Annotated in this window: 12 protein-coding genes; 9 read left to right on the plus strand and 3 right to left on the minus strand. The window is 33.4% G+C overall.

The features are described from left to right. The gene (locus tag ERL59_RS02105; protein ID WP_160643999.1) at nucleotides 1–1,197 is read left to right on the plus strand and encodes an argininosuccinate synthase; all 1,197 of its coding nucleotides are present in this window, start codon (nucleotides 1–3) and stop codon (nucleotides 1,195–1,197) included. A 12-nt stretch (nucleotides 1,198–1,209) separates the two neighbouring features. After that, nucleotides 1,210–2,619, plus strand: a complete 1,410-nt coding sequence (gene argH / locus ERL59_RS02110) for an argininosuccinate lyase (RefSeq protein WP_160644001.1) — start codon at nucleotides 1,210–1,212, stop codon at nucleotides 2,617–2,619. A gap of 699 nt (nucleotides 2,620–3,318) precedes the next feature. Here the strand turns inward: argH and ERL59_RS02115 are convergent. Continuing rightward, nucleotides 3,319–3,897 carry an NAD(P)H-dependent oxidoreductase gene (locus tag ERL59_RS02115; protein WP_160644003.1) on the minus strand — a complete coding sequence of 193 codons (579 nt, stop codon included), beginning with the start codon at nucleotides 3,895–3,897 and terminating at the stop codon, nucleotides 3,319–3,321. A gap of 507 nt (nucleotides 3,898–4,404) precedes the next feature. Here ERL59_RS02115 and ERL59_RS02120 point away from each other — a divergent pair. Further along, on the plus strand, nucleotides 4,405–4,890 hold the full coding sequence (locus tag ERL59_RS02120; RefSeq protein ID WP_160644006.1) for a hypothetical protein: 486 nt from the start codon (nucleotides 4,405–4,407) through the stop codon (nucleotides 4,888–4,890). Nucleotides 4,891–4,927: 37 nt separating this feature from the next. Here the strand turns inward: ERL59_RS02120 and ERL59_RS02125 are convergent, their stop codons facing one another. Both ERL59_RS02125 and ERL59_RS02130 read right to left on the minus strand, forming a co-directional pair. Continuing rightward, nucleotides 4,928–5,146: an LPXTG cell wall anchor domain-containing protein gene (locus ERL59_RS02125; protein ID WP_235929760.1), complete on the minus strand. Its 219-nt coding sequence runs from the start codon at nucleotides 5,144–5,146 to the stop codon at nucleotides 4,928–4,930. 350 nt (nucleotides 5,147–5,496) lie between these two features. Further along, on the minus strand, nucleotides 5,497–5,673 hold the full coding sequence (locus tag ERL59_RS02130) for a hypothetical protein (RefSeq protein WP_160644008.1): 177 nt from the start codon (nucleotides 5,671–5,673) through the stop codon (nucleotides 5,497–5,499). Between the two features lie 430 nt (nucleotides 5,674–6,103). Between ERL59_RS02130 and ftsE the strand changes: the two genes are divergently transcribed. From ftsE to ERL59_RS02160, 6 genes are all read left to right on the plus strand, one after another. After that, a complete protein-coding gene (ftsE, locus tag ERL59_RS02135; protein ID WP_160644051.1) occupies nucleotides 6,104–6,790 on the plus strand; it encodes a cell division ATP-binding protein FtsE in 687 nt (228 codons plus the stop codon). Continuing rightward, nucleotides 6,780–7,835, plus strand: a complete 1,056-nt coding sequence (locus ERL59_RS02140; RefSeq protein WP_160644009.1) for a permease-like cell division protein FtsX — start codon at nucleotides 6,780–6,782, stop codon at nucleotides 7,833–7,835. Before ftsE ends, ERL59_RS02140 begins: the two co-directional genes overlap by 11 nt. A gap of 26 nt (nucleotides 7,836–7,861) precedes the next feature. Continuing rightward, nucleotides 7,862–9,040 carry a murein hydrolase activator EnvC family protein gene (locus tag ERL59_RS02145; protein ID WP_160644011.1) on the plus strand — a complete coding sequence of 393 codons (1,179 nt, stop codon included), beginning with the start codon at nucleotides 7,862–7,864 and terminating at the stop codon, nucleotides 9,038–9,040. A 112-nt stretch (nucleotides 9,041–9,152) separates the two neighbouring features. Next, on the plus strand, nucleotides 9,153–10,613 hold the full coding sequence (locus ERL59_RS02150) for a S41 family peptidase (RefSeq protein WP_160644013.1): 1,461 nt from the start codon (nucleotides 9,153–9,155) through the stop codon (nucleotides 10,611–10,613). Nucleotides 10,614–10,778: 165 nt separating this feature from the next. After that, nucleotides 10,779–12,071, plus strand: coding sequence for a PDZ domain-containing protein (locus tag ERL59_RS02155; RefSeq protein ID WP_160644015.1), 1,293 nt, complete (start codon nucleotides 10,779–10,781; stop codon nucleotides 12,069–12,071). Between the two features lie 102 nt (nucleotides 12,072–12,173). Beyond that, a complete protein-coding gene (locus ERL59_RS02160; protein ID WP_160644018.1) occupies nucleotides 12,174–12,653 on the plus strand; it encodes a hypothetical protein in 480 nt (159 codons plus the stop codon). The last annotated feature ends 232 nt before the right edge of the window (nucleotides 12,654–12,885 follow it).

Raw genomic sequence — 12,885 nt, forward strand, 5'->3', positions numbered from 1 at the left:
ATGAGTAAAGAGAAAATTGTATTGGCTTACTCTGGAGGTTTAGACACTTCCGTAGCCATTAAATGGATTCAAGAAAAATATAATTATGATGTCGTAGCAGTTGCGCTCGATGTAGGGGAAGGCAAAAATCTAGATTTTGTTCGTGAAAAGGCGTTAAAAGTAGGGGCAATCGAATCTTATGTCGTAGATGCTAGAGAGCGTTTTGCTGACGAGTTTGTATTACCTGTCATTAAAGCAAATGCGATGTATGAAGGAAAGTACCCTTTAGTATCTGCACTCTCACGTCCGTTAATATCACAAATTTTAGTAGAGTTTGCTGAAAAATCAGGAGCAGTTGCGGTAGCACATGGCTGTACGGGAAAAGGGAATGATCAAGTTCGATTTGAAGTCTCTATTGCGGCTTTAAATCCAGATTTAAAAGTGATTGCACCTGTACGTGAGTGGGGACTTTCCAGAGATGAGGAGATTGAATACGCTCAAAAGCATGATATACCTATACCGGTAGACTTAGATAATCCATATAGTGTAGATCAGAACTTATGGGGGCGTGCCAACGAATGTGGTATTTTAGAAGATCCTTGGGCTGAGCCACCTGAAGGCGCCTATGATATGACTGTTCCATTAGAAAAGGCATTGGATACACCAGAAGAGATTGAATTAACTTTTGATCAAGGAGTTCCCATTGCAATCAATGGTATGAAAAAACCATTATATGAATTGATATTAGAATTAAATGAAATGGCAGGTCGACATGGCATTGGAAGAATTGATCATGTGGAGAATCGTTTAGTAGGTATCAAATCACGTGAAATCTATGAAACACCAGGTGCGGTAGTAATCATGAATGCACATAAAGAGCTGGAGTTTTTAACACTTCCACGTGAAGTTGCCCAATTTAAACCGATCATTGAACATAAATTTTCACAGGTCATCTATGAAGCTTTATGGTTCTCACCGATTCGTGAAGCATTGATGGCATTTGTTGAAGAAACACAAAAAAATGTTTCAGGTATTGTACGTATTAAACTGTTTAAAGGACATGCAACGGTTGTCGGGCGTAAATCAGAGAAGTCATTGTATGACCTAGAATTAGCAACCTATAATTCAGAAGACAAATTTGATCATAATTCGGCAGTAGGTTTTATCGAGCTATTTGGATTACCTACAAAGGTTCAAGCGAAAGTGAATAAAAAGTAGGAGTGAATTTACGTGTCAAAACTTTGGGGCGGACGTTTTACAAAAAAAACAGACCAATTAGTAGAAGTGTATACTGCATCGATCTCATTTGACCAAGTGTTAGCAGAGGAAGATATTCAGGGCAGTTTAGCTCATGTACAGATGTTAGGAAAATGTGGGATCATTCCTACTGAAGATGTAGATAAAATTATAGAAGGTTTACATGCTGTACTTAGCAAAATTCGTCGAGGAGAAGTTGAGTTCTCCGTTGCTGATGAAGACATCCATATGAATATTGAAAAACTACTCATTGAGGAAATAGGTTCTGTAGGAGGAAAATTACATACAGGCCGAAGTCGGAATGATCAAGTTGCTACAGATATGCACTTATATTTACGTAAGAGAGTGAATGAATTTGTAGAACTATTAAATAAATTACAACAAGCATTGATTGGACAAGCAAAACAACATACCGAAACCATTTTACCTGGGTATACACACCTTCAACGTGCTCAACCGATTCTGTTTGCTCATCATTTGATGGCATATGTCTCTATGTTTCAAAGGGATATTGAGAGATTACAGGATAGCTATAAACGAATTAACACCTTACCTTTAGGTGCTGGAGCATTAGCGGGAACAACATTCCCTATTGATCGTCAATTTGTAGCAGAAGTATTAGGTTTTGAAAGAATTTATAATAATAGTTTAGACGCGGTAAGTGATCGTGATTTTATTATTGAGTTTTTATCAAATGCTTCTATGATCATGATGCATCTATCTCGTTTGTGTGAAGAGTTGGTATTATGGTCTAGTAACGAATTTAATTTTGTAGAATTGGACGATGCCTTCTGTACAGGAAGCAGCATTATGCCACAGAAGAAAAATCCGGATGTGGCTGAACTTGTTCGTGGAAAAACAGGACGTGTATACGGACATCTCATAGGATTATTGACATTGTTAAAATCACTACCATTAGCCTATAACAAAGACATGCAAGAAGATAAAGAAGGTATGTTTGATACCGTGAATACATTACAAGGTGCGTTACAGTTGTTTGCTCCAATGATAGAAACAATGACTGTGAAAAAAGAACAAATGAGACAAGCGGTAAATGAGGACTTTTCCAATGCAACAGACATTGCGGATTACTTAGTAAACAAGGGTCTACCATTCCGTCAAGCGCATGAAGTGATTGGGAAAACAGTATTGTACTGCATTCAAAACAAAAAGTATTTGTTAGACTTGGAGCTTGAAGAATTCAAACAATTTTCTAATTTATTTGAAAATGATATATATGAAACACTTCAACCTGAGCAGGTTGTTAATGCTAGAAATGTATTCGGAGGTACAGCTTTCAATCAGGTACTAGAGGCGATTACCCGTGCAGAAGAAACTACACAGGAAACAGAACAATGGGTAGAGAAGTATAAGGAGAACTAAAAATCTGATTATTATTTGTTGCCGTCTAATGAAAGTTCATTGGACGGTTTTTACTTGTTTATTGATTTTTTTAATCTATTAGAAAAACCTCCTTTTACTGTTTTATTCTATAACGAATGGAATTTAAAGTGGCTTCTTTATCCAAAAATTTCTCACATATTTTAAACTACTTGAATATAGATAGAGGGGTGGTATGGGTGAAATTTAAAAATATTGAGGAAAGACTTGCCTATATTGAGTTTAGGCAGCACCTATTATTTTATAATTCTCCATCAAATCGACTTTTTTTCTAGTTTGAAATTACAAGGAAACAAAACGGCAAGATTATAGATTTAATGGATGAGTTAAAAGATAATATTATACAAGGCAAGGATGTTTCTATCTCAAATTTTGAAATGAGATTAGAAGAAATTTGTCCTCAATTACACAGGCATTTCATGAAGAAGGAAGATGGAGAGAAGTTTTTGAGAAATTATATGGACATAAGGCAATATCTTAAAATTATATGATTAAAGGTTAAATAGTGCACCCATTTTGGTGCTTTTTTTATTTTAGCGCACTTAGCCAAGCTAGGTACAAATTGAAATAGACTATGGGTAAGTGAGGGTATCAATAAATCAGCTTAATGAGGAAGCGATGTTTAGCAATGTTGTCATTCCATTGCTTCCTTTACTATATAGACTAACGTATTCATAATCATCAAGACACCTGATAACCCAACTTTTCAATCTTACTTAACCATTTTCGTTTTCTCTTAACCGTAGATTTTCTAACTTGATCCACAGAAGTGATTCGAACAGGTTTAATACCACAAAAATTTAAGATACTTTTTTTCATAGAATTATGTCCCGGTTTTCCTTGAAATAAAGTATAGTACCATTTAGGAGAATCCATAGTTACGATAAGCCTTGCCGTTTTTTCAGTTAATAATTGATCAACCATTGCAGAATTTTCTTTATACTTAAACGCAAATCCAGGTAAAAACACCCTATCAATAAATCCTTTTAATAGGGCTGGCATCGTTCCCCACCAATTAGGGTAGATGAAAACAAGATGATCTGCCCATGTGATTAATTGTTGCGCTTTCATTAAATCATCTTCTAAGTCTTTTCTATCGTATGTATACCCTTTATATATAGGATCAAATATCAAATCAGCGACTCGTATTTTTTTGACTTCTGCTCCTTTTTTGATTGCCCCAGTTTTGTAAGCATTTCCAAGAGCAGAACCGAAACTATCTTCATTTGGATTTCCATTAATAATCAATATTTTTTTCATTTCTGCCTCACCCCTTCTATACTATTTACGTTGGGATTGATCAATCCGTTTCATTAAGATTATTATAAAATCATCTAATTACTGTTACAATATGGAAAAAGTCATTTTAACATATGACAAAAGTAAAGTATTTAGATACACCCACAGAGTTAATATAAGAGTTGAAATGATGCAGAGGAAATATATGTGATGGAGAGCTCATGAATACCGGATCAAAATACTATGTAAGAAAATCTGTATATGGAATTTATCGAACATGATATGTATAATGTATTTAACAGATTCATATACTAAAATAAAGAAACCGCAGGTGCTGCTAACACCATACGGTTTCATACAATAGTCCGTTTTAGAAACGGCAGGCTTAGGTCAAACAATAGACCGCATCCTTTTGGGACAGGGTGGTCTATTTCTTTTTGTTAACAACATCGCAACGATCAGAATTCATCAAACTATCGTAAAATCATATTATACCTATTTACCATATAAGTTTTAAGGAGTTTTGATATGATTCAAAAAATGAAAACATATAAAAATAAGATATTAATACTCGCAGGATTATTTCTATTTGTTTTAATGATAGCGGCTTATTCTTATATTTTTTATCATCCTCCACTCCTTTGGAATGGACATTCCTTCAACGAAGATAATAAAAAAGTAATATTAAATATAAAAAATAACGGGATAAGAAATGTTGAAATTATAGACGTGTATGTAAATGGAGATAAAGTCACTAAAACGGTGGAGTTAGGAATAAGTTACTCAGGAAAAGTGGTTCAACTAAAAGATGAACCTGGATATGATATCGTTTTTGTAAGCAATTTTAAAGAAAATGTAATACACCCTAAAGCAGATAATATTTATGAAGCAATGGAAAAAAATGAACCTACTGATTATGGAATTAGAATGGCCAATAATAAACCGATTGAAACGATAACGATAAAATATAAATATTTGGGCATGACATGGGAGTTTATAAAAACGCTAAGCTGAAAATAATTAATAATTTCAATTTATTGTTCTATGGTATTTATCCATTCCCACTATTATCTCTATCTTGCCCCATGACATAATTAGAGCTTTCTCCTTCTTTACTGTGTGGGTTAATACCTCTTTGATATAAATTATTATTCTTTTTACGTTTTAAATCGATAAGAAGAGCAAATAGTAGTAATGCTATAAAAAATCCAAAAACCAAAAACCAAAACATTTGACCAGCCCCTGATGATAATAATGGTAATTTATTCATTTTATTTTACCATAGTCATTCATATGACAGCGAAGATTTACTAAAAGAAAAAAAGTTGAGGATTAGACTAAATGAATGGAGAAGTGAATAGGTGCCCGTTGGAAAGTGAAACGGCTTAATTTTCAGCACACGATGTGCTGATCCAGTGTTTGTCACAGGATGTGGCGGGTGTTAACAGGGGAAATCAGAAATGTACCTTGTTGATTATATTTAAACAGATCTGGTTTAACAGAGGTAGAAGCCAACATCTCTTCCCTGTGCAATACGCAAAGTTTGGTTTGCACATCAAAAGACTGTCCGATGATTTTTTCGGACAGTCTTTTTTAAAGGAGTAATTGTTCAATTTGAAATTATTCCTTCTCTTTCTTTTTCTCTTTTTTATCTAATAATTCATTCGCTTGATTGATTTCAGTTAAATTGGAAGGAATTGGTTTTGTGATTTCAGAAACATCAAATCCTCCGATCGCAGAAACTCCCAATAAATAAGATGATATTGCAACGGTAGATACAAACTTTTTAAATGCCATGTTAACTTCCTCCTATCCATTAAACTCGGAAATGTTATGTGTTTGAATAGCATATCCCTCTTTGCTTAAGAAAAAGTTAGACAAACATTAAAATTACATAAAAAATTGAATTTTTTTCTCTTCGAAATGAAGATCAATACGTTCGTTAGTAACAATAGGATACTTTTTATATTTCATCTAAAAAATACTAAATTTTATGTGGAAAAAACTACTTAATTTGACGTAATAGATGTTATAATGTAAAAAAAGCTGGTTTTTGTATGCAATCAAACGATTTCCACTATAAAAATAGCAATTAGATGCATTTTCTTTCTATGAAACGACATCATTTTTGAAAACTAGTTTTTTTATGCAAGGATTTTTATTGTTAATGTCGAACTTTATAAACGTACAAACTCTATTAGACTACCAAGAATCGGGAAGTGATAAAGTGATAGAAATGCAGGGTGTTTTTAAAAAATATCCAGACGGTAACGAAGCATTACGAGGAATTAACCTAAAAGTTGATCAAAATGAATTTGTATACATAGTAGGCCCATCAGGTGCTGGTAAATCCACGTTTATGAAACTCATCTATCGAGAAGAAAAACCTACCAAAGGACAAATTGTCGTAAACGGCTTTAATATAGGGAAGTTAAAACAACGTAAAATCCCATATGTGAGAAGAAACATAGGTGTTGTATTCCAAGATTTCCGCTTGCTCCCAAAACTGACAGTTGCAGAAAATGTCGCTTTTGCAATGGAAGTCATAGAAGAACCGAAAAAAGTCATTAGAAAAAGAACAAGTGAAGTATTAAGTTTAGTTCGATTAAAAGGAAAAGCAAACGCCTATCCTTCCCAGTTATCGGGGGGAGAACAACAAAGAGTTGCGATTGCCAGAGCCATTGTAAACAACCCTTCTCTTATCATTGCAGATGAACCTACAGGGAACTTAGATCCAGAAACCTCTTGGGGAATTATGGAGTTACTAGAGGAAATTAATTTTAGGGGAACAACGATCATCATGGCCACACATAATAAAGACATCGTAAACAAAATGAGAAAAAGAGTTATAGCCATTGAAGATGGAGTTGTTGTACGAGACGAAGAACGAGGTGAATACGGTTATGAAACTTAGCACAATCGGTCGTCACTTTCGTGAAGGGTTCAAAAATGTCACTCGTAACGCATGGATGTCTTTTGCATCTATAAGTTCCATAGCCATTCCTCTTTTTATACTTGGTGTGTTTTTACTACTAACTTCCAATGTGAATCAATTTTTAGGGGACATAGAAAGTCAAGTAGAAGTTAAAGTTTTCCTCAATACAGAAGTGCCAGAAGAAGAAATTCTGTCTATTAAAAACAATATAGCTAGCATTGAAGAAATCAAAAGAGTAACACATATTACGAAAGAACAAGGCATAGCTGAACTCAGAGAAAAGATAGGTGATCCATTAGAAGGTTATGATGGAGAAGATAATCCACTCCCAGATTCTTTCGTCGTTGAAGTATATAATTCAAGAGAAGTAAAAACCGCTGCTGAAAAAATTGAAAAGTTATATGAAGGTGAATTTATAACGATAGAGAGAGCTGTCTCCGAGGTAGTGGCACAACCAGAAGAACAGAATGAGATTGAAGAACAAAATACATCTGAAGGACAAGACTCTACAGAAAACATCACAGATGGACAGGGAATTCAAGAAGATCAATTGGAAGAAATACAAATTCCAGTCATTGAAAGTGTGAAGTATGGTCAGGGATATGTAGAAAATTTACATAAGATTACCAGCACTATTCGTAATATAGGTTTTATTATTGTCATTGGTTTAGTATTTACAGCGATGTTTTTGATTGCAAATACGATTAAACTTACCATTATGGCAAGAAGTAACGAAATAGAGATCATGAAATTAGTAGGAGCAACGAATCAATTTATACGCTGGCCATTTTTCGTAGAAGGGGCTGTGATTGGATTTATAGGATCATTTATTCCAAGTGCTGTTTTATATTTTGGATACGCTGAATTGGTAGACAGAAGTCAGTTGCAGCTTGGGATTCTAGGTATGGAAATGATTCCTCAAAATGAAGCCACACCAAGTATATTACTAGCATTGTTTGTAATTGGTATAGTCATTGGTGTTTTTGGAAGTGTTTTATCTGTAAGGAAACATTTGAAGGTTTAATCTTTTAATAATAGGAGGAACGGACGTTGAAGAAGATTCTAGTAGTAATGATATCATTTTTATTTATTTTTTCTTCAATTATTTTGCCAGAGCAAGGACAAGCGGATAATTCAGCTGAAATAAAAGCAATTGATGCTAAATTAAAAGAGTTGAAAGCTAAGGAAGCTCAGGCAAAAGCGAATAGACAAGCGGCATTAAATCAAATAAATAATTTGAAATACCAGATTGTTAATACAGAAAAAGAAATACATGAGCTTGAAAATCAAATCGCTACTAAAAATAAAGAAGTAGAAGTACTCGAGGGAACGATTGCTCAAACAAAAGAGGAACTTGAAGCAGCTAAGCTTGAGCTTGATAATGCAATACAACGGGTAGAAGATCGAAATGAATTGTTAAAATCTAGACTTCATATTATGTACACAAACGGTTCTGTCTCCTATTTAGACGTTTTATTAAGCTCTACTAGTTTTACAGATTTCTTAGATCGTTTTCAAGCTCTAAATTCTATATTAAATAAAGATAAAGAACTTTTAGAGGCACGTAAACATGATCAAGCAGTCATTGAAAAAGCGAAAGAAGAGGTAGAAGTTAGAATTGCAACACTTAATGATAATCTTAGTCAATTAGAACAATTACGAGAGGAATTATATAATCAGGAAAAAGTAAAAGCAGTTGCAATTTCTAGTTATAAAGGTCAAATAGAGATTCATGAAGAGATATCTAAAGAAGAAGAAGAAGCAATGACGAATATGATAAATGAAAGATCTAAATTATTAGCAAAAAAAGCGAAGTTGACATATGATGGGAAGTTTGGGTATCCACTTCCAACAGATAGACAATATCGAGTGACTTCCTATTACGGAACAAGAACGGATCCGTTTACAGGTAGAACTTCAAGTCATACAGGTGTAGATATTGCAGCACCTGGTGGAACTAGTATTTTAGCATCTGCTGGTGGTGTGGTAATCGTGGCAGAATATATGAGTTCATACGGGAATGCTGTGGTCATAGAACACGGAGATGGTATAAAAACTTTATATGCACACATGCGTCAGATAAATGTATCAGTAGGACAAAATGTAAACCGTGGAGCTAAAATAGGTGAAGTAGGAACAACGGGTAGATCTACAGGCAACCATTTACATTTTGAAGTACGTAAGTGGGATTCACGTGTAGATCCTAATAAATACGTTAAATTCTATTAGAACGTGTTCTTAAAGTTCGTTTGAACAACTTCTATTAAATGTATTAATTGTATTATGCTTGACATATACTAAAAAGATGAACTTCAAGATACAAGGTTAGGATGGTGAGTTGATGGTTTTAAAACGTCGTACGGTCACAATCATAATTATCTTATCGATGATTGTTGGAGCTGTACTATCCATTGCGATTGTGAATTGGAGCATTTCCATTTTTGCAGAACAAGATCAAACAGGACAAGAAGTATTAAAAGAAGAGACAGGAAATATCTCTGGTTTTACTGAAATGGATCTTAAAAAGATGTCAACCGTCTTTGAAATCATTGAAAACGCGTATTACAAGGAAATGGATAGAACTGAAATTATAGATGGTGCCATTCGAGGAATGCTTACTTCCCTTGACGACCCATATTCAGTATATTTTGATGCAGAACAATCTAAAATGTTTCGAGAAGCCGTAAGTTCGTCTATTTCTGGTATTGGTGCCGAAGTGACAATGGAGGATAATAAGGTGACGGTAGTTTCACCAATAAAAGATTCTCCAGCTGAGGAGGCTGGTATTCGTGCTAAAGATCAGATTATCTCTGTTAATGGAGAAAGCTTAGAAGGTTTAACTTTAAATGATGCAGTTTTAAAAATTAGAGGACCAAAAGGAACGCAAGCCAAATTAGAAATTTTAAGACCGGGATTCAACGAGCCAATTGAAATTATTGTTGTTCGTAATAAAATTGATTTGGAAACAATACAGTCTGAAATGCTTGAAAATAATGTTGGATATATTGTAATCAAGCAATTTGCTGAACAAACAGCAGAACGATTCCATGAGGATTTAGAACAACTAGAAAGTGATGGCATGACATCTTTAATCATAGATGTTCGTAACAATCCAGGCGGATTTTTAAATGAAGCAATTGATTTATTAGATCCATTGGTAGAAAAGGGAACAGTCATAGTATATGAAGAAGATAGAGAAGGAAATAAGAAAGAAAATATTTCCAAGAAGAAAGGAAAGCCATACTCTATTGTGGTACTAACAAACAATGGAAGTGCCAGTGCTTCAGAAATTTTAGCTGGAGCCATTATGGAATCTGACAATGGATTCACCGTTGGTGAAACAACATTTGGTAAAGGAACAGTACAAAAGACTTTTTCTAGTGGTGTAGATGATGGAAGTGAGTTGAAAGTGACAGTGGCCAAATGGCTTACTTCTAGTGGAGCATTTATTCACGAGGTAGGGATTGAACCTGATTATAAGGTTGAGCAACCAGCATTTTTTACAGTCGCCCCTCTACCAAAAGATAAAGTTTTAGCTCTTGAATCTGTTGGAGAGAGTGTCAAAACATTACAAATTATGCTTGAAGGTCTAGGATTTAAACCTGAAAGAAGTGACGGGTTTTTCGATGTAAAAACAGAAGCTGCCCTTAAAAATTTCCAATCTGAGAATGGTTTATCTGTTACTGGCAAATTAGATGAATCATCAGCAAACGAAATTGAAAAACAAATCATTGAAAAATTTAGAGATCCAAAAAATGATTTGCAATTACAAAAAGCCATTGAAGTATTAAGTGGGAGTTAACCAACAATAGATTGCGTAAATCGGACACTTAGAAGGATTTAATTCACTTTATGTCGAACTGTTTTTAGGAGGATTGGGTCAGATTGCTCAATTTTCCTATTTTTTTCACAACAGGATGTTCTATTTAAAATTAATTTTAGAGTAGATTACAAGGAGAACATGTGAATGGAATTATTAATTCAGATTTCGATAGGATTTGTAGAGGCTTTAAAGCTATTACTCATTCAACCTTTTTATTATATAGGGATTTTATTTGTAATCTTCCAATATCGTAGGCAAATTTATTTGGAAAGGAAATTATTCCATACTAAATTGCATTCACTATTGAATGAAACATGGAAAACCATTGGATGGGGGATTGTAGGTGGTTTTGTATGTTCATTATTATTGATATTTATAGGAGTAAGTATATCATTTGATGTATTAATCCTTATTTGGGTTATTTCATTGATTTTAATATTGTTTCAGGTTCGATTTTTATGTTTTTCCTATTCCGTTGGTATTTTAGGCATATTGCATGTGCTTGTGGTTTCATTTCCTTTTTTCGAATCACTTAAATCCACGTGGATTTTAAAAACACTAATAGAGATAAATATACCATCCTTACTTAGTTTAGTAGCGATTTTACATCTGTTAGAAGCCTTTTTATATTATATGAATGGAACAAAATCCTCTACACCATTATTTATTAAAGGGAAGCGTGGAAAAATAGTGGGTGGTTATCACTTTCAGGGGTTTTGGCCTGTGCCATTGTTTTTATTAATTCCGACAACCTCTTCTGGAATTGTGTTGCCTTGGAATCCAATATTAAGCAATGACATTGTCACAAGTGGTTGGATGATGATCGCATTTCCAGTTGTGATCGGTTTTTCTGAAATGACAAGAGTGAAGCTGCCTATGCACAAGGTGAAATGGAGTGTGAAGTGGCTTACTGTTTATAGTATAGTCCTATTAGTTTTGGCATTTGTTTCACATTTTTGGTCTATTTTTACTTTCTCTGCTGTTTTGTTTTGTATCTTATTTCATGAGGGAATTGTTTATTATAGTAAAAAACAAGAATTTAATCAGCCTCCAATTTATGTACATGATGAACGGGGTTTGTTTATTTTAGGTATTTTACCAAATAGCTCTGCTGAAAAAATGGGGATAAAAGTTGGAGAAATTATTCATAAAGTGAATGGCTTGGAAGTATATACGAAAGAAGATTTGCATCAGGCTATTCGTGTGAATTCAGCTTATTGTAAATTAGAGATTTTGAATTTTGAGGGTGAAAGTAAATTTGTAAAGGGCGCATTATTTTCAGGAGAACATCATCATTTAGGTTTGATTTTAGCTCCTGATGAACAAGCAATGTATTATTTAGAGTTAAATGAAAAGCCAATATGGGCATATATAAAAATGAAATTGTCTGGTATTTTAGGTGTAGATCCATCATCTAAAAAAAATATCCAGATTTAAAAATTTCCCAAGGATGGGATATACATTACAAGCTTTTAGTTACAGTATTGATTATATAGCTTCTATTGAGACTGGTAGTAATTAAAAGGAGGAAATTTAGAAATGAAAAGTGGAAAATTTCTTGTGACCACTCTAATACTTATACTAATGTTTGCTATTGGAGCAGGTTCTTTAATTGCAGATCAAAATTATTTCTCATTTGAAGAACCATCAAATGAAACAGAAAGACAGATAAAAGAAAAAATAGATAATGCAAACAAGAAATACAAAAATGATGTTGATAATGATATTAAAAACACACACAACATTAATTTAAAAAGTTATGATCTTATTAATATAGACCAAATATTGGATGATAATTCAGAAGAATATAATGTTTTTATTGAAATTATGCAAAAACAAACCCCTGGTGATACTTTACCATCATTATATGTTAAAGGGAAAAAGGGTTATATATTTGAAAAAAAATCAGATGGTACTAATTTAGTATACACTTTAGAAAAAAATGGTGCAAAATGGGAAATGAAAGACAAAAAAGAGAAAAAAGGTAAGAAAATAGATCACCCTTTGAATAATTCTTGAGGAAATATTATTTTTTATTAATTATACTTTATATCAGAGGATATGCTATATCTTATAGTTGAGCAAGTTCCTTTTTTCAGTACTTATCAATATCTATCTTTAAACAAAAACTAAAACATCTCAAAACTACTTTGACTTTATTAGCAAGGTAGTTTTTTAATTACTCTTTTTTGTTGTACTCACTCTTTTGTTTATTTTGTTTTAATAACCAATAGGTAGTTTTTGGATGTAA

Source organism: Chengkuizengella marina (assembly GCF_009910845.1).
Lineage (GTDB): Bacteria > Bacillota > Bacilli > Paenibacillales > KCTC-33759 > Chengkuizengella > Chengkuizengella marina.